This window comes from Streptomyces anatolicus (assembly GCF_019400875.1).
Classification (GTDB): Bacteria; Actinomycetota; Actinomycetes; order Streptomycetales; family Streptomycetaceae; genus Streptomyces; species Streptomyces anatolicus.
On the sequence record NZ_WMBF01000122.1, the window covers coordinates 1 to 15,830 of the forward strand.

Genomic DNA, 15,830 nt, shown 5'->3' on the forward strand with positions numbered 1-15,830 from the left:
GGGGCCCCCGCGAAGCGGGCGGCATACGCACCCCGCGGCCAGATAGAGACAGTGACTGAGGCGAGAACGTTCCGTGTCCGGGGAGCGGACCACCAGGCACCCCGAAGAGGCGTGCGGATACCGTAGGGATCACCATGAGTGCTCCGCAGCCCCCTCAGCCCGCCGACATCCCGACACTCCTCGTCAAGATCTTCGGCAAGGACCGCCCCGGCCTCACCGCCGGCCTCTTCGACACCCTCGCCGCCTACTCCGTCGACGTCGTCGACATCGAGCAGGTCGTCACCCGCGGCCGGATGGTGCTGTGCGCGCTCGTCACCGCGCCGCCCGCCGGTCTCGAGGGTGATCTGCGCGCCACCGTCCACAGCTGGGCGGAGTCCGTGCGGATGCAGGCCGAGATCATCTCCGGCCTCGGCGACAACCGGCCGCGCGGCCTCGGGCGTTCCCATGTGACCGTCCTCGGCCACCCCCTGACCTCGGAGTCGACGGCGGCGATCGCCGCCAGCATCACCGCGACCGGCGGCAACATCGACCGCATCTTCCGGCTCGCCAAGTACCCCGTCACCGCCGTCGAGTTCGCGGTGTCCGGCACCGAGACCGAGCCGCTGCGCACCGCCCTCGCCATAGAGGCCGCGAAGCTCGGCGTGGACGTGGCGGTCGTGGCGGCGGGGCTGCACCGCCGGGCGCAGCGCCTGGTCGTGATGGACGTCGACTCGACGCTCATCCAGGACGAGGTCATCGAGCTGTTCGCCGCGCACGCCGGCTGCGAGGAGAAGGTCGCCGAGGTGACGGCGGCCGCGATGCGCGGCGAGCTGGACTTCGAGCAGTCGCTGCACGCGCGCGTGGCGCTGCTCGCGGGGCTCGACGCGTCGGTCGTCGACAAGGTCCGCTCCGAGGTCCGGCTGACCCCGGGCGCCCGTACCCTCATCCGCACCCTCAAGCGCCTCGGCTACCAAGTGGGCGTCGTCTCTGGCGGTTTCACCCAGGTCACCGATGATCTGAAGGAGCGTCTCGGTCTCGACTTCGCCCAGGCCAACACCCTGGAGATCGTCGACGGCAAGCTCACCGGCAAGGTGACCGGCGAGATCGTCGACCGGGCGGGCAAGGCGCGGCTGCTGCGCCGCTTCGCCAGGGAGGCCGGGGTCCCGCTGGAGCAGACCGTCGCGATCGGCGACGGCGCGAACGACCTCGACATGCTGAACGCGGCGGGGCTCGGTGTCGCCTTCAACGCCAAGCCGCTGGTCCGCGAGGCCGCGCACACCGCGGTGAACGTGCCGTTCCTCGACACGGTCCTCTATCTCCTCGGCATCACCCGTGAAGAGGTCGAGGCGGCGGAGACGCACACCGATTCCGACTGACGGCCGCGCGCCTGCCCTCCGGCATCCGGCCTGCGACGACGGGCCCCGCACCACAAAGGTGCGGGGCCCGTCGTCGTAATGATCGGAAGGGAGGAAGGGAGGAAGGCCGTAGGTTGCAGGGAGGGTTACTCGGTTACTCCGATGGGGCCCAGTAGTCGACGAGGGTGGCCACGCCCGGTTCGAGTGCCTTCCACGAGCCGGAGTACGTCAGGACGGAGTAGGTCGCGGTCGGGAAGCCCCGGCGGGCGAGCCGCTCGCGGGCATCTCCCTCGCTGTCCCCGGCGAGGATGTCGGTCAGGCCCTGCACTCCGGGGTTGTGACCGATCAGGACGACGTTCCGCACGTCGTCCGGGGTTTCGTTGAGCACGGCGATCAGCTCGCCGGGAGAGGCTTCGTAGAGCCGGTCCTCGTAGACGGTCCGGGGCCGCTGCGGCAGCTCCTGGACCGCGAGCTTCCAGGTCTCGCGGGTCCGGACCGCCGTGGAGCACAGGGCCAGGTCGAAGGGGATGCCGCTGTCGGCCAGCTTGCGTCCGGCGACGGGGGCGTCCCTGCGGCCTCGATCGGCGAGCGGCCGCTCGTGGTCGGACACCTGCGGCCAGTCGGCCTTCGCATGCCGGAAGAGGACAATCCTGCGGGGTTCTGCGACGCTCATGCGTCCCAGCTTCGCATGAAACGCGCCACAGGGCGCGGGTAGTTGACGCGGTCGCCCGAGGCGGGTGACGGGCCCGGCCGGGCGGGGCTCACGGGGCCACGCGCGAGACCAGGGCCTGTATGTACTCAAGGAGGCCGGTGGCGGCGGGGGTGCCGCTCGCGGCGTGGGCGTCCGCCGGGTTCAGGATCAGCAGGAGCAGGGCCGCGAAGGCGAGGGCGGGCAGGGCGATCGCCCACCAGGGGAGCTGGATCTCGACGCCGCCCGACTCCGCGGGGTCGCGCCGGGGGTGCGAACGGACCGACATGCCGCCTCCGTGATCTTCGAGTGCTCCGTGCCGCGTCGTCGCGGGCACATCTCGAAATTAGGCGATCGCGGGCCCTTGGCCCATCCGGAGATCCACCCACTTGACCCTGATACTCACCCCCTAGGGGATGGGGGTGCTAGCCCCACCATCCGCCGCGCGGGGGCCGTCTGTTCACGGTGAGGCGAGGGAGGCGACGATGCCGATGATCACGGTGATGGCCAGCATCGCGCCGAGCACGACGAGCAGTTTCTTCTGGCCGTTCTGGGGGTTCGGGTCGAGGACGGGCATGCGGTCAGTCTCGCACCCTTCGCCCGTCCCCTCGCCGCGGGGGTCAGGCCGCCGCTCTCCGCCGGGGTCAGGACGCCCCGGCCCTGGCCGCCACCTCGTCCTCGACCGTGCGGTCGCGGCCCGCGAGGGTGCCGACGACGATCTGCGGCACCATCAGGCCCGCCATCAGCGCGATCGGCAGGCCCCAGCCGCCGCTGTGCTGGTAGAGGACGCCGACGAGGAGCGGTCCGGGGATGGAGATGAGGTAGCCGGTGCTCTGCGCGAAGGCGGACAGCTTGGCGACGCCCACGCTGCTCTTGGCCCGCATGCCGACCATCGTGAGGGCGAGCGGGAAGGCGCAGTTGGAGACGCCGAGCAGCAGCGCCCAGGCCCAGGCGCCGCCCGCCGGGGCGAGGTACAGGCCCGCGTACCCGGTGAGGCCGCAGGCGCCGAGGACGGCCACGACGGGGCCCTGGTGGGGCAGGCGGGTGGCGACCCTGGGGATGACGAACGCGAGCGGCACGCCCATGGCCATCGTGACGGCGAGCAGCACGCCCGCCTGACCGGCGGGGACGCCCGCGTCGCGGAAGATCTGCGGCATCCAACCCATCGTGATGTACGCGGCCGTGGCCTGGAGGCCGAAGAAGACGGCGAGGGCCCAGGCGGTACGGCTGTGGGTGATGCGCAGCCCCGAGTCCTCCTGGCGCACGGTGGCGCTGATGTGTTCCGGTGTCGCGGCGGCCGCGCTCCGGTCGCGGACGAGCGGGATCCACGGCACGACGGCGACGACGGCGAGGGCGGCCCAGACGGCGAGCCCGGTCTGCCAGCGGCCGCCGAGCGCGTCGGTCATCGGCACGGTGAGGGCGGCGGCGAGGGCCGTGCCGAGCGCGAGTGCCATCGAGTACAGGCCGGTCATGGAGCCGACCCGCTCGGGGAACCAGCGCTTGACGATGACGGGCATCAGGACGTTGCTGACCGCGATGCCCATGAGGGCGAGGGCGGTGCCGGCGAGGAAGCCGGCCGTGCCGCCGAGGAAGGGGCGTATCACCAGGCCCGCCGCGATCGCGGCCATGCCGACGCAGACCACCGCGCTGGGGCCGAAGCGCCGGGCGAACCGCGGCGCCATGACGCCGAAGAACGCGAAGCAGAGCGGGGGCACGGAGGTGAGCAGTCCGGCGAGGGTGCCGCTCATGCCGAGGCCGTCGCGCACCTCTTCGAGGAGGGCGCCGAGGCTGGTGATGGCCGGGCGGAGGTTGAGGGCCGCGAGGACGATGCCGACGATGACCAGACGCGTCGCCCACGCGCGCGTGGGGGCCTGTTTCTCCGCCCCTCCGGTACGCGTGGGGGGTGTCGCCGCAGGGGTCATCGTCGTGGTTTCCTCACTAGCCATGAGGCCATCATAGAATCATGGGATGATTGGCTGTCCACTCGAATAGACCGAGTAGATCGATAGATCGATTCCGGTACCGCACGAAGGAACGTCATGCCGCTGACCACTCCTCGCCGTTCGGCCCTCTCCGAACAGGTCATCTCCGAGCTGCGCAACCAGATCTCCTCGGGCGAGTGGCCGGTCGGCTCCCGCATCCCCACCGAGCCCGAGCTGGTCGAACAGCTCGGTGTGGCCAGGAACACCGTCAGGGAGGCCGTGCGCGCCCTCGCCCACAACGGCCTGCTCGACATCCGCCAGGGTTCGGGCACCTTCGTGATCGCGACCAGCGAGCTGGCGGGCGTGATGCACCGCAGGTTCGCCGACGCGGACCCCCGGCACATCGCCGAGCTGCGCAGCACGCTGGAGTCGAGCGCCGCGAAGCTCGCCGCCGAGCGCCGCACCGAACGCGACCTCAAGCAGCTGGACGCCCTCCTGGCACGCCGCGAGGAGGTGTGGGCCTCGGGCGACGCGGAGGCCTTCGTCACGGCGGACGCGACCCTCCACATGGCCGTCGTCGCCGCCTCGCACAACGACGTCATGACCGCGCTCTACGCGGACCTCGGCGAGGTGCTGCGCGACTGGCTGCGCGAGGACATCGGCACGGAGCTGACCCCGGAGGCGCACATGGACCACGCCCGGCTCGTCGACGCGATCCGCGCGCGGGACGCGGAGACGGCCGCGGCCGAGGCGGCGAGCTACCCCTTCATGTGCCGCCCGGTCACTTCTGGTGGCTGACCCAGGCCGAGCGGACCTCTTCCCAGCACCGCCCGGTCAGCCGCACGGTCTGGGCGGGCCCCGCCTCGACCGGCGCGCTGTCGACGTCGATGTCCCACCACCGGTCGCACTCCACGTGCAGGCGGACCCGGTCGGTCTCGGGGTAGGGGTTGTGGCAGTACGCGACGACGGCGGAGCCGGCGACGCCGGTGCGGCACTCCGCCCCGAAGGGCCGCGGCTTCGGCGCGCCCTCACCGAGGGACGCGGCCTCGCCGAGGGACGCGGCCTCGCCGAGGGACGCGGCACCGGACGGCGGCACAGCGGCCAACAGGGCGAGAGCGGCGAGCACCGCACCGGAGAGACGCACACTCCAGGGTGCGCGGCACTCCCCCGCCGCCGCCCGGCACGGGGGCCGGACGGGTGACGCCCCGCCTCCCGCGCACTGCGGGGGACGGGGCGTCATTCACGTACGCAATACCTGATCAGGCACCCATCATGTGGACGCCGCCGTCGACGTGGATGATCTCGCCGGTGGTCTTCGGGAAGAAGTCGGAGAGCAGGGCGACGATGCCGCGGCCCGCGGGCTCCGGGTCGGCCATGTCCCAGTTCAGCGGGGAGCGGGTGTTCCAGACGTCCGCGAGGTCGGCGAAGCCCGGGATGGACTTGGCCGCCATGGAGCCGAGCGGGCCCGCGGAGATGAGGTTGCAGCGGACGTTCTCCTTGCCCAGGTCGCGGGCGAGGTAGCGGCTCGTGGCCTCAAGGGCGGCCTTGGCCGGGCCCATCCAGTCGTACTTCGGCCACGCGTACTGCGCGTCGAAGGTGAGGCCGACCACCGAGGCGCTGTCGCCGAACAGCGGGCGGCAGGCCATCGTGAGCGACTTCAGGGAGTACGCCGAGACGTGCATCGCCGTGGAGACGTCCTCGAAGGTGGCCTCGAGGAAGTTGAAGGCACCCGCCGGGGCGAAGCCGATGGAGTGGACGACGCCGTCCAGACCGCCCAGCTCCTCGCGGACGATGCCCTCGAGGCGGTCCAGGTGCTCCTGGTTGGTCACGTCGAGCTCGATGACCTTGGCGGGCTTGGGGAGCTTCTTGGCGATGCGCTCGGTGAGCGTGGGCCGCGGGAAGGCGGTCAGGATGACCTCGGCGCCCTGCTCCTGGGCGACCTTGGCCGCGTGGAAGGCGATGGAGGACTCCAGCAGCACACCCGTGATGAGGATGCGCTTGCCGTCGAGAATTCCGCTCATGTGATCAGTGACCCATGCCCAATCCGCCGTCAACGGGGATGACGGCTCCAGTGATGTACGAGGCGTCGTCGGACGCGAGGAACTTGACCGTGGCCGCGATCTCCTCGGGCTGCGCGTAACGGCCGAGCGGCACCTGGGCGACGATGCCCGCGCGCTGCTCGTCCGTCAGCACCTTGGTCATGTCGGTGTCGACAAAACCGGGTGCGACGACGTTGAAGGTGAGGTTGCGCGACCCGAGCTCGCGGGCGAGCGAGCGCGCGAAGCCGACGAGGCCCGCCTTGGAGGCGGCGTAGTTGGCCTGCCCCGGGCCGCCGTACAGACCCACGACGGAGGAGATCAGGACGACGCGGCCCTTCCTGGCGCGCAGCATGCCGCGGTTGGCGCGCTTGACGACGCGGAAGGTGCCGGTGAGGTTGGTGTCGAGGACGGACGTGAAGTCCTCCTCGGTCATGCGCATCAGGAGCTGGTCCTTGGTGATGCCGGCGTTGGCCACCAGGACCTCGACGTTCCCGTGCTTGTCCTCGATCTCCTTGTAGGCCTGCTCCACCTGTTCGGCGTCGGTGATGTCGCACTTGACGGCGAGGACCCCGGCGTCGGTGAGGGCCTGCGGCGGCTCGCCCGAGCGGTAGGTGATCGCGACCTTGTCGCCGGCGTCGGCGAAGGCGCGGGCGATGGCGAGGCCGATGCCCCGGTTTCCTCCGGTGACGAGAACCGAGCGGCTCAACGGATCACCCTTTCGATAGCGGTCTGGTACGTCGAAAACCTATCGGTACCTTCCGCGATACGGAGAATCGGCGATCGACAGTGGCGCGGAGTACTCCCTGTCGGGTCCCTACAGAAGGGGCTGGCCGCGAGGCCGTCGCGCGCGACATGATCGGAGCTGACCGGTGCCGACAGCAGGGAGACATCCGTGCCTCATTCCATCGATGAAGCCTTCACGGCGCTGCCGCTGCGGGCTCTCGCCGACGCCGCGCTCGCCCGCGCGCGGGCGCTCGGCGCCGACCACGCGGACTTCCGCCTTGAGCGGGTGCGCAGCGCGTCCTCGCGGCTGCGCGACGCCAAACCGTCCGGCTCGTCGGACACCACGGACCTGGGGTACGCGGTGCGGGTGGTGCACGGCGGGACCTGGGGGTTCGCCTCCGGGGTCGATCTGACGATGGACGCGGCGGCGAAGGTCGCCTCGCGGGCCGTGGCGATGGCGCAGCTGTCCGCGCAGGTGATCAAGGCGGCCGGCTCCGACGAGCGCGTCGAACTGGCGGACGAGCCGGTGCACGCGGACCGGACGTGGGTCTCCGCGTACGAGATCGATCCGTTCTCCGTGCCGGACGAGGAGAAGGCGGGGCTGCTCGCCGAGTGGAGCGCGCGCCTGCTCGCCACGGACGGGGTCGCGCACGTCGACGCCTCGCTGCTCACCGTGCACGAGAACAAGTTCTACGCGGACACGGCGGGCACGGTGACCACGCAGCAGCGGGTCAGGCTGCACCCGCAGCTCACGGCGGTCGCCGTCGACGAGTCGAGCGGTGAGTTCGACTCGATGCGCACGCTGGCGCCGCCGGCCGGGCGCGGCTGGGAGTACCTCACCGGGACCGGCTGGGACTGGGAGGGCGAGCTGGAGCGCATCCCCGAACAATTGGCGGAGAAGATGCGGGCGCCGAGCGTGCGGGCGGGCTCGTACGACCTCGTCATCGATCCGTCGAACCTCTGGCTGACCATCCACGAGTCCATCGGCCACGCCACCGAGCTGGACCGCGCGCTCGGCTACGAGGCGGCGTACGCGGGCACGTCGTTCGCCACCTTCGACCAGCTGGGCAAGCTCGCCTACGGCTCCTCGCTGATGAACGTGACGGGTGACAGGACCGCCGAGCACGGACTCGCCACCATCGGATACGACGACGAGGGCGTGGCCGCGCAGTCCTGGGACCTGGTCAAGGACGGCACCCTCGTCGGCTACCAGCTGGACCGGCGCATCGCCAGGCTCACCGGCTTCGCGCGCTCGAACGGCTGCGCGTACGCGGACTCCCCCGGCCATGTGCCGGTGCAGCGCATGGCGAACGTCTCGCTCAAGCCGGACCCCGCCGGGCTCTCCACCGAGGATCTGATCGCGGGCGTCGACCGCGGCATCTATGTGGTCGGGGACCGGTCGTGGTCGATCGACATGCAGCGCTACAACTTCCAGTTCACGGGGCAACGCTTCTACCGGATCGAGAACGGGCGGCTCGCCGGGCAGCTGCGCGATGTCGCCTACCAGGCGACGACCACCGACTTCTGGGGTTCCATGGCCGCGGTCGGCGGCCCGCAGACGTACGTACTCGGGGGCGCCTTCAACTGCGGAAAGGCCCAGCCGGGCCAGATCGCCGCGGTCTCGCACGGCTGCCCGTCCGCCCTGTTCCGGGGCGTGAACATTCTGAACACCACGCAGGAGGCCGGTCGATGAGCCGCAGCGCCACCAAGCCGCACGAGATCGTCGAGCGCGCCCTCGCGCTGTCCCGCGCCGACGGCTGCGTCGTGATCGCCGACGAGGAGTCGTCGGCGAACCTGCGCTGGGCAGGCAACGCCCTGACCACCAACGGCGTCACCCGCGGCCGCACCCTCACCGTCATCGCCACCGTCGACGGCAAGGAAGGCACCGCCTCCGGCGTGGTCTCCCGCTCGGCCGTCACCGCCGCCGACCTGGAGCCGCTGGTGCGGGCCGCCGAGGAGGCCGCGCGCGGGGCGGCCCCCGCCGAGGACGCGCAGCCGCTGGTGACCGGCACCGCCGCCTCCCCCGATTTCACCGAGGCCCCGGTCGAGACCTCCTCCGCGGTCTTCGCGGACTTCGCCCCGGCGCTCGGCGAGGCCTTCGCACGGGCCCGCGCGGGCGGGCGTGAGCTGTACGGCTTCGCCAACCACGAGTTCGTGTCGAGTTACCTCGGTACGTCGACGGGGCTGCGCCTGCGGCACGACCAGCCCAACGGCACCCTCGAACTGAACGCCAAGTCGCCGGACCGCACGAAGTCGGCGTGGGCGGGGCGGGCCACCCGTGACTTCAAGGACGTCGACCCGCAGGCGCTCGACGCCGAGCTGGCGCAGCGCCTGGGGTGGGCCCGGCGGCGGATCGACCTGCCGGCCGGGCGGTACGAGACGCTGCTGCCGCCGACCGCCGTGGCGGATCTGCTGATCTACCAGATGTGGTCGTCATCGGCACGGGACGCCGCCGAGGGCCGTACGGTCTTCGCCAAGCCGGGCGGCGCCACGCGCCTCGGCGAACGGCTGGCCGGGCTGCCCCTGACGCTGCGCAGCGATCCGCACGAGCCGGGCCTGGAGTCGGCGCCGTTCGTCCTCGCGCACGCCTCGGGCGGTGACACGTCGGTCTTCGACAACGGTCTGCCGCTCGCCGCCACCGAGTGGATCCGCGGGGGTGAGCTGGCCCACCTCGCCACCAGCAGGCACAGCGCGGGCCTGACCGGGCTCCCGGTGACGCCCGCCATCGACAACCTCATCCTCGACGGCGGCGGCGACCGCTCGCTGGACGAGATGGTCGCCGCCACCGGGCGCGGGCTGCTGCTCACCTGCCTCTGGTACATCCGCGAGGTCGACCCGGCGACGCTGCTGCTCACGGGCCTGACCAGGGACGGCGTCTACCTCGTCGAGAACGGCGAGGTCGTGGGCGAGGCGAACAACTTCCGGTTCAACGAGTCGCCGGTCGATCTGCTCGGCCGGGCCTCGGAGGCGGGCCGTACGGAGAAGACGCTGCCTCGTGAGTGGGGCGACTACTTCACCCGGGCCGCCATGCCCGCGCTGCGCGTCCCCGATTTCAATATGAGTTCGGTCAGCCAGGGCGTATAACCTCGGTCCTTGCACATCCGTGCACCCTGTAAGCACTCCCGAGGAGACGCGAGACCCGTGACGGACATCGTCGACGAGCTGAAGTGGCGGGGGCTTTTCTCCCTGTCCACCGATGAGGACGCACTGCGCAAGGCGCTCGCGGACGGTCCCGTCACGTTCTATTGCGGCTTCGACCCCACCGCGGCGAGCCTGCACGTGGGGCACCTCGTGCAGGTCCTCACCGTGCGCAGGCTCCAGCAGGCGGGCCACCGCCCGCTGGCGCTCGTCGGTGGCGCCACGGGCCAGATCGGCGACCCGCGGCCGACCGCCGAGCGCACCCTGAACGACCCGGAGACGGTCGCGAACTGGGTGGCGCGGCTGCGCTCGCAGATCGAGCCGTACCTGTCCTTCGAGGGCGAGAACGCCGCGACGATGGTCAACAACCTCGACTGGACCGCGGGCATGTCCGCCATCGAGTTCCTGCGTGACATCGGCAAGCACTTCCGGGTGAACAAGATGCTCACCAAGGACTCCGTGGCCCGCCGCCTGGAGTCGCAGGAGGGCATCTCCTACACGGAGTTCAGCTACCAGCTCCTCCAGGGCATGGACTTCCTGGAGCTGTACCGGCGGTACGGCTGCACGCTCCAGACCGGCGGCAGCGACCAGTGGGGCAACCTCACGGCGGGCATCGACCTGATCCACCGCCTGGAGCCGGACGCCGCGGTCCACGCCATGGGCACGCCGCTGATGCTCAAGTCGGACGGCACCAAGTTCGGCAAGTCCGAGGGCGGCGCCGTCTGGCTCGACCCGACGATGACGACGCCGTACGCGTTCTACCAGTTCTGGCTGAACACGGACGACCGGGACATCTCCACGTACATGCGGATCCTCTCCTTCAAGTCCCGCGAGGAGCTTGAGGAGATCGAGAAGCAGACCGAGGAGCGTCCGCAGGCGCGCGCCGCGCAGCGCGCCCTCGCCGAGGAGCTGACGACGCTGGTGCACGGCGCCGACCAGTGCGCCGCGGTCATCGCCGCGTCCAAGGCGCTCTTCGGCCAGGGCGATCTCGCCGACCTGGACGAGGCGACGCTGGCCGCCGCACTCTCCGAGCTGCCGCGCGTCGAGGTCGCCGAGCTGGGGCCGGTCGTGGACCTGCTCGCCGAGGTGGGCCTGGTGGCGAGCAAGTCGGCCGCGCGGCGCACGGTGAAGGAGGGCGGTGCCTACGTGAACAACGTGAAGGTCGCCGCCGAGGACGCCGTCCCCGCCCGCGAGGAGCTGCTGCACGGGCGCTGGCTCGTACTGCGGCGCGGCAAGAAGAACCTGGCGGCGGTCGAGGTCACGGCGGGCTGATCCGCGTACGGTCGCATACGCGTACGCCTCGGTGTCGCACACGCGTACGTTTCGACACGGCGCCCGCGAAGGCCCGGCTACCAGTGCGGCGAAGGCCCGGCTCCCCGCGTGGGGGCCGGGCCTTCGCCATGGGGCGCGCGTACGGCTAGGCCGTTCGTCTATTGCCCTTGATCATCTTGTACGCCGCGTCGCCCAGGCCGACGACCACGACCGCCGCGGCCAGCTGCAGGGCGTGGCGGCCCCAGTCGATGCCCTTGGTCTCGTTGATGCCGAACTGGGTCGCGAGCCAGTTGCCCAGGACGGCTCCGATGATGCCGAACACCGTGGTGAGCCAGATCGGACTGTGCTGCTTACCGGGCAGGATCGCCTTGGCAATCAGCCCCAGCACGAATCCCACGATGATCGCCCACAACCAGCCCATAGCTGCCTCCTTGTACGGCTCTACGTGAGCATTACCGCCAGTGTCGGCCCGTGCGCCGTACGGCGCATGTCGGGCGCCCCCATACGTGGCCGGACGCGGCGACCGCACCGGGGTGAGGCCTGACCCGGTCTCGTGGACTGCGCGGACCAGGCGTAACGTGGAAGCGCCGGACCGGGGTGGATTCCGAGGAGAGTCCGGCACAGCGGACAGGGTGGTGGAACGTGATGCGGAAGCAGAGCGGTGGCCAGGTCTTCCGGATCACGGGGGCCCGGCAGGGACTCGCGGAGGACGTGCGCGGCCGGCAGCGCCGGTATGTGATCTCGATGTCGGTCCGGACCGTCTCCGTCGTCGCCGCGGCCGTACTGTGGAACGTCGAACGGCACGTGGCCATCGTCGCCCTGGTGCTCGGCGTACTGCTCCCGTACATCTCCGTGGTCATCGCCAACGCGGGCCGCGAGAGCAACCCTTCGCTCCCGTCGACGTTCGTACCCACCCCTTCTCGGCCAATGCTCGCGCCGCCCGCCGCCGCCGGACCCGCGGAAACCGTCCCGGAAGATCCGGTGGGCGCCGCGCACGACCAGCGGCGCGGCACTTCACGGGCTCAGAACTGACCGTCGACGTTCCGCCAAGCTCAGGAAAAGCTCAGATCAATCATGAAGTTCCGGTGCCAGTCACCGGGTCCCCCGTGACATACTTCGTACGCGCTCCGCATCCCCCGTCGGAGCGACAGACCGACGCCGGGCAGCTCCCCCCGTGGCTGCTCGGCGTCGCCTTGTTCGGAACGTTTTTGGACGCGACTGTGAGTGACGAAACGCCGATTTGTTCCGCCAAGGGCTGCCGCGTGGCCGCGGTCTGGGTGCTCGCCTGGAACAACCCGAAGATCCACACGCCGGAGCGGCGCAAGACGTGGCTCGCGTGCGAGGAGCACCGCGAGCATCTCTCCCAATTCCTCGGCGTACGCGGGATGTTGAAGGACGTCGTGCCGCTGACGGAGTGGGAAGCCCCGGAGGGCCAAGGCTAGCCGCCGATCGCGGACATCGGGCGGTCCGGCTGGAGGAACGAGGGGTCGTCCAGGCCCGAACCGGCCTTCTTGCCCCACATGGCCTGCTTCCATATGCGGGCGATCGCCTCGTCCGAGCCGTCCGCCGTGCCCGTGCCGTCCTCGGGTGCCGCGCGCAGGGCGCCGCGCAGGTCGGTCTCCTCGGTGGCGAAGAGGCAGGTGCGCACCTGGCCGTCGGCCGTCAGCCTCGTACGGTCGCAGGCCGAGCAGAAGGGGCGGGTCACCGAGGCGATGACGCCGACGCGGTGCGGGCCGCCGTCGACGATCCAGCGCTCGGCGGGTGCGGAGCCGCGCTCCCCGGTGCCCTCCTCCGTCAGCTCGAAGCGGGTGCGGAGGGACTGCAGGATGTCACCCGCGGTGATCATGCCGTCGCGCTTCCAGCCGTGCTGGGCGTCGAGGGGCATCTGCTCGATGAAGCGCAGCTCGTAGTCGTTCTCGACGGCCCAGGCGAGGAGGTCGGGGGCCTCGTCGTCGTTCAGCCCCGGCATCAGGACGGTGTTGACCTTGACAGGGGTGAGGCCCGCGTCCCGGGCGGCTTCGAGGCCTTCGAGGACGTCCTTGTGGCGGTCACGGCGGGTGAGCGTCTTGAAGACGTCGGGGCGCAGGGTGTCCAGCGAGACGTTGACCCGGTCGAGGCCCGCGGCCTTCAGGGCCTTCGCGGTGCGCTTGAGGCCGATGCCGTTCGTCGTCAGGGACATCTTGGGGCGGGGCTCCAGCTGGGCGCAGCGCTCGACGATCCCGACGAGGCCGGGGCGCAGCAGGGGCTCGCCACCGGTGAAGCGGACTTCCGTGATCCCGAGCTGGGTGACGGCGATCCGCACGAGGCGCACGATCTCGTCGTCGGTGAGCAGATCGGGCTTGGCGAGCCACTGCAGGCCCTCTTCGGGCATGCAGTACGTGCAGCGCAGATTGCAGCGGTCGGTCAGTGATACGCGCAGGTCAGTGGCTACGCGGCCATATGTGTCGATGAGCACTGCGGCCCCCTCCCCGGCGGTCGGATGCTGCTGGGTCCCCTCGGTAGGGGTCCCACTGCTTTCGACCTTACGCGACACCTCTGACAACACCATGGGCCATTTGCCACGAGGAACGGTGCGGCCGCGTCGTAGGACTCTACGACGCGGCCGCTACGGGCGTGTGAACAATTCCTGTCAGTGGGCGCCCACGCCGGTGAGGGACTTGACCTCCAGCTCGGCGTACTTGCCCTTGTCCGGCTTCTCCTTGGAGAGGACCGAACCGAGCCAGCCGAGCAGGAAGCCCAGCGGGATGGAGATCAGGCCCGGGTTCTCCAGCGGGAAGAGGTCGAAGTTCGCGTCGGGGAACATCGAGGTGGGCTTGCCCGAGACGACCGGCGAGAACAGCACCAGACCGACGGCCGCGGCCAGGCCGCCGTAAATCGACCAGAGCGCGCCCTGGGTGGTGAACTTCTTCCAGAACAGGCTGTAGAGGATCGTCGGGAGGTTGGCCGAGGCGGCGACCGCGAAGGCGAGCGCGACGAGGCCGGCCACGTTCAGGTCGCGGGCGAGCGCACCGAGGGCGATGGAGACGACGCCGATGAAGACGGTCGCCCAGCGGGCGGCCTTCATCTCCTCCTTCTCGGTGGCCTTGCCCTTGCGGATGACGTTGGCGTAGATGTCGTGCGCGAAGGACGACGACGAGGCGAGCGTCAGTCCCGCGACGACCGCGAGGATGGTGGCGAAGGCGACCGCGGAGATCACCGCGAGCAGGATCGCGCCGCCGGTGGAGTCGCCACCGCCGCCGATCTCCAGGGCGGCCAGCGGCGCGGCCGTGTTGCCCGCCTTGTTGGAGGCGATGATGTCGCCGGGCTTGAGCAGGGCCGCGGCGCCGAAGCCGAGCACGATGGTCATCAGGTAGAAGGCGCCGATGATGCCGATCGCCCAGTTCACCGACTTACGGGCGGCCTTGGCCGTGGGCACGGTGTAGAAGCGGATCAGGATGTGGGGCAGTCCCGCGGTGCCGAGGACCAGGGCGATGCCGAGCGAGATGAAGTCCAGCTTCGAGGTGGCGCTCGCGCCGTACTTGAGGCCGGGCTCCAGGAACTTCGAGCCTTGGCCGCTGTTGGAGGCGGCGGAGCCGAGCAGGTCCGAGACGTTGAAGTTGAACTTCAGCAGGATCAGGAAGGTGATGAGCACGGTGCCGGTGATGAGCAGGACGGCCTTGACCATCTGCACCCAGGTGGTGCCCTTCATGCCGCCGATGGTGACGTAGACGATCATCAGGACGCCGACGAGGGCGACGATGAGGATCTTGCCCGCGTCGGAGGTGATGCCGAGCAGCAGGGAGACCAGGACGCCCGCGCCCGCCATCTGCGCGAGCAGGTAGAAGATCGAGACGACGATGGTGGAGGTGCCCGCGGCCGTACGGACCGGGCGCTGGCGCATGCGGTAGGCGAGGACGTCGCCCATGGTGTAGCGCCCGGAGTTGCGCAGCGGCTCGGCGACCAGGAGCAGCGCCACGAGCCAGGCGACCAGGAAGCCGATGGAGTACAGGAATCCGTCGTAGCCGAAGAGGGCGATGGCGCCCGCGATGCCGAGGAAGGACGCGGCGGACATGTAGTCGCCGGAGATCGCCAGACCGTTCTGGAAGCCGGTGAACTGGCGGCCGCCCGCGTAGAAGTCGGCGGCGCTCTTGGTCTGCCGGCCCGCCCAGACGGTGATGCAGAGGGTCGCGACGACGAAGGCGGCGAAGAGGCTGATGATCAGCGGCCGGTGCTGGGAGGCGTCGGACGCGGCCGCGAGGTCGATGACGGCGTTCTGCGCGGGGCTCATGCGTCGCCCTCCTTGCGGGACTCCGTACGGGACTCCGTGCCGGACTCCATGCGGGACTCCATACGGGACTTGATCGCCTCGGACTTGGGGTCGAGCTTCGCCGCGGCGTGCCGCGAGTAGAACCAGGCGATGAGGAAGGTGGTCAGGAACTGCCCGAGGCCGAGCACCAGGGCGACGTTGATGTTGCCGAAGAGCTTGGTGCCCATGAGGTCGCCCGCGTAGTTGGAGAGCAGGACGTACACGAGGTACCAGGTGATGAAGGCGACGGTGAGCGGGAAGGCGAACGAGCGGTGGGCGCGGCGCAGTTCACCGAACTCCGCGCTCTCCTGCACCTCGATGAACTCCTCCGTGGAGGGCGCGTGGGGAGCGGGTTCTTTTCCTGCGCCACCCTTCGAAGGGGGCGGTGCGGCGGTGGCCACGGAGTCTCCTCGTGGTGCGGGCGGGGTG

At 70.5% G+C, this 15,830-nt stretch carries 18 protein-coding genes; 7 read left to right on the forward strand and 11 right to left on the reverse strand.

Translation table 11 applies throughout. From position 1 onward, the window contains the following. The first annotated feature begins 134 nt into the window (after positions 1–134). A complete protein-coding gene (serB, locus tag GKQ77_RS13920; RefSeq protein WP_219689039.1) occupies positions 135–1,355 on the forward strand; it encodes a phosphoserine phosphatase SerB in 1,221 nt (406 codons plus the stop codon). 133 nt (positions 1,356–1,488) lie between these two features. On the opposite strand, the gene GKQ77_RS13925 is transcribed toward serB, so the two are convergent. The 4 genes from GKQ77_RS13925 to GKQ77_RS13935 all read right to left on the reverse strand — a co-directional run bounded on the left by GKQ77_RS13925 (position 1,489) and on the right by GKQ77_RS13935 (position 3,968). After that, a complete protein-coding gene (locus GKQ77_RS13925) occupies positions 1,489–2,007 on the reverse strand; it encodes a SixA phosphatase family protein (RefSeq protein ID WP_219689040.1) in 519 nt (172 codons plus the stop codon). A gap of 88 nt (positions 2,008–2,095) precedes the next feature. Next, on the reverse strand, positions 2,096–2,311 hold the full coding sequence (locus GKQ77_RS13930; protein ID WP_219689041.1) for a hypothetical protein: 216 nt from the start codon (positions 2,309–2,311) through the stop codon (positions 2,096–2,098). A 171-nt stretch (positions 2,312–2,482) separates the two neighbouring features. Beyond that, entirely contained in the window at positions 2,483–2,599 is a 117-nt protein-coding gene (locus GKQ77_RS33340; protein WP_125511898.1) for an SGM_5486 family transporter-associated protein, read from the reverse strand. A gap of 67 nt (positions 2,600–2,666) precedes the next feature. Next, positions 2,667–3,968, reverse strand: a complete 1,302-nt coding sequence (locus GKQ77_RS13935; RefSeq protein WP_372459875.1) for a CynX/NimT family MFS transporter — start codon at positions 3,966–3,968, stop codon at positions 2,667–2,669. Between the two features lie 93 nt (positions 3,969–4,061). On the opposite strand from GKQ77_RS13935, the gene GKQ77_RS13940 reads away from it, so the two are divergent. Next, the gene (locus tag GKQ77_RS13940) at positions 4,062–4,742 is read left to right on the forward strand and encodes a FadR/GntR family transcriptional regulator (protein ID WP_219689042.1); all 681 of its coding nucleotides are present in this window, start codon (positions 4,062–4,064) and stop codon (positions 4,740–4,742) included. Here the strand turns inward: GKQ77_RS13940 and GKQ77_RS13945 are convergent. The 3 genes from GKQ77_RS13945 to fabG form a co-directional block, all read right to left on the reverse strand. Then, positions 4,726–5,088 carry a hypothetical protein gene (locus GKQ77_RS13945; RefSeq protein ID WP_219689043.1) on the reverse strand — a complete coding sequence of 121 codons (363 nt, stop codon included), beginning with the start codon at positions 5,086–5,088 and terminating at the stop codon, positions 4,726–4,728. The two genes, GKQ77_RS13940 and GKQ77_RS13945, sit on opposite strands and share 17 nt — an antisense overlap. 115 nt (positions 5,089–5,203) lie before the next feature. After that, positions 5,204–5,965, reverse strand: a complete 762-nt coding sequence (fabI, locus tag GKQ77_RS13950) for an enoyl-ACP reductase FabI (RefSeq protein ID WP_219689044.1) — start codon at positions 5,963–5,965, stop codon at positions 5,204–5,206. 4 nt (positions 5,966–5,969) lie between these two features. Continuing rightward, positions 5,970–6,689 carry a 3-oxoacyl-[acyl-carrier-protein] reductase gene (gene fabG / locus GKQ77_RS13955; RefSeq protein ID WP_219689045.1) on the reverse strand — a complete coding sequence of 240 codons (720 nt, stop codon included), beginning with the start codon at positions 6,687–6,689 and terminating at the stop codon, positions 5,970–5,972. Positions 6,690–6,875: 186 nt separating this feature from the next. On the opposite strand from fabG, the gene GKQ77_RS13960 reads away from it, so the two are divergent. Genes GKQ77_RS13960 through tyrS form a run of 3 tightly spaced genes read left to right on the forward strand, consistent with a single transcriptional unit; the run spans position 6,876 to position 11,116 of the window. Further along, on the forward strand, positions 6,876–8,399 hold the full coding sequence (locus GKQ77_RS13960; RefSeq protein ID WP_219689046.1) for a TldD/PmbA family protein: 1,524 nt from the start codon (positions 6,876–6,878) through the stop codon (positions 8,397–8,399). Continuing rightward, the gene (locus GKQ77_RS13965) at positions 8,396–9,790 is read left to right on the forward strand and encodes a metallopeptidase TldD-related protein (protein WP_219689047.1); all 1,395 of its coding nucleotides are present in this window, start codon (positions 8,396–8,398) and stop codon (positions 9,788–9,790) included. Before GKQ77_RS13960 ends, GKQ77_RS13965 begins: the two co-directional genes overlap by 4 nt. Positions 9,791–9,847: 57 nt before the next feature. Next, positions 9,848–11,116, forward strand: a complete 1,269-nt coding sequence (tyrS, locus tag GKQ77_RS13970) for a tyrosine--tRNA ligase (protein WP_219689048.1) — start codon at positions 9,848–9,850, stop codon at positions 11,114–11,116. Positions 11,117–11,261: 145 nt separating this feature from the next. Here tyrS and GKQ77_RS13975 read toward each other — a convergent pair whose 3' ends face one another. Beyond that, on the reverse strand, positions 11,262–11,537 hold the full coding sequence (locus GKQ77_RS13975) for a GlsB/YeaQ/YmgE family stress response membrane protein (RefSeq protein ID WP_125511906.1): 276 nt from the start codon (positions 11,535–11,537) through the stop codon (positions 11,262–11,264). 224 nt (positions 11,538–11,761) lie between these two features. Between GKQ77_RS13975 and GKQ77_RS13980 the strand changes: the two genes are divergently transcribed. Together GKQ77_RS13980 and GKQ77_RS13985 are read left to right on the forward strand one after the other, a co-directional pair. After that, positions 11,762–12,148, forward strand: a complete 387-nt coding sequence (locus GKQ77_RS13980) for a DUF3099 domain-containing protein (RefSeq protein WP_219689049.1) — start codon at positions 11,762–11,764, stop codon at positions 12,146–12,148. A 188-nt stretch (positions 12,149–12,336) separates the two neighbouring features. After that, a complete protein-coding gene (locus GKQ77_RS13985; RefSeq protein ID WP_125511908.1) occupies positions 12,337–12,558 on the forward strand; it encodes a hypothetical protein in 222 nt (73 codons plus the stop codon). On the opposite strand, the gene moaA is transcribed toward GKQ77_RS13985, so the two are convergent. The 3 genes from moaA to GKQ77_RS14000 form a co-directional block, all read right to left on the reverse strand. Next, the gene (gene moaA, locus GKQ77_RS13990) at positions 12,555–13,571 is read right to left on the reverse strand and encodes a GTP 3',8-cyclase MoaA (RefSeq protein WP_219689050.1); all 1,017 of its coding nucleotides are present in this window, start codon (positions 13,569–13,571) and stop codon (positions 12,555–12,557) included. The two genes, GKQ77_RS13985 and moaA, sit on opposite strands and share 4 nt — an antisense overlap. 174 nt (positions 13,572–13,745) lie before the next feature. Beyond that, positions 13,746–15,383, reverse strand: a complete 1,638-nt coding sequence (locus tag GKQ77_RS13995) for a monocarboxylic acid transporter (protein WP_219689051.1) — start codon at positions 15,381–15,383, stop codon at positions 13,746–13,748. After that, complete coding sequence (locus GKQ77_RS14000; RefSeq protein WP_219689053.1) at positions 15,380–15,802, reverse strand: DUF485 domain-containing protein; 423 nt, start codon at positions 15,800–15,802, stop codon at positions 15,380–15,382. The genes GKQ77_RS13995 and GKQ77_RS14000 overlap by 4 nt, the downstream gene beginning before the upstream one ends. Between the last annotated feature and the right edge of the window lie 28 nt (positions 15,803–15,830).

Excerpts from the sequence above, each read along its gene's own strand:
- GKQ77_RS13980 (WP_219689049.1), top strand. The coding sequence starts at position 11,762 with ATGCGGAAGCAGAGCGGTGGCCAGGTCTTCCGGATCACGGGGGCCCGG.
- GKQ77_RS13995 (WP_219689051.1), bottom strand. The coding sequence starts at position 15,383 with ATGAGCCCCGCGCAGAACGCCGTCATCGACCTCGCGGCCGCGTCCGAC.
- GKQ77_RS13975 (WP_125511906.1), bottom strand. The coding sequence starts at position 11,537 with ATGGGCTGGTTGTGGGCGATCATCGTGGGATTCGTGCTGGGGCTGATT.
- GKQ77_RS13930 (WP_219689041.1), bottom strand. The coding sequence starts at position 2,311 with ATGTCGGTCCGTTCGCACCCCCGGCGCGACCCCGCGGAGTCGGGCGGC.
- serB (WP_219689039.1), top strand. The coding sequence starts at position 135 with ATGAGTGCTCCGCAGCCCCCTCAGCCCGCCGACATCCCGACACTCCTC.
- fabI (WP_219689044.1), bottom strand. The coding sequence starts at position 5,965 with ATGAGCGGAATTCTCGACGGCAAGCGCATCCTCATCACGGGTGTGCTG.
- GKQ77_RS13965 (WP_219689047.1), top strand. The coding sequence starts at position 8,396 with ATGAGCCGCAGCGCCACCAAGCCGCACGAGATCGTCGAGCGCGCCCTC.
- GKQ77_RS13925 (WP_219689040.1), bottom strand. The coding sequence starts at position 2,007 with ATGAGCGTCGCAGAACCCCGCAGGATTGTCCTCTTCCGGCATGCGAAG.
- GKQ77_RS33340 (WP_125511898.1), bottom strand. The coding sequence starts at position 2,599 with ATGCCCGTCCTCGACCCGAACCCCCAGAACGGCCAGAAGAAACTGCTC.
- GKQ77_RS13935 (WP_372459875.1), bottom strand. The coding sequence starts at position 3,968 with ATGGCTAGTGAGGAAACCACGACGATGACCCCTGCGGCGACACCCCCC.
- GKQ77_RS13940 (WP_219689042.1), top strand. The coding sequence starts at position 4,062 with ATGCCGCTGACCACTCCTCGCCGTTCGGCCCTCTCCGAACAGGTCATC.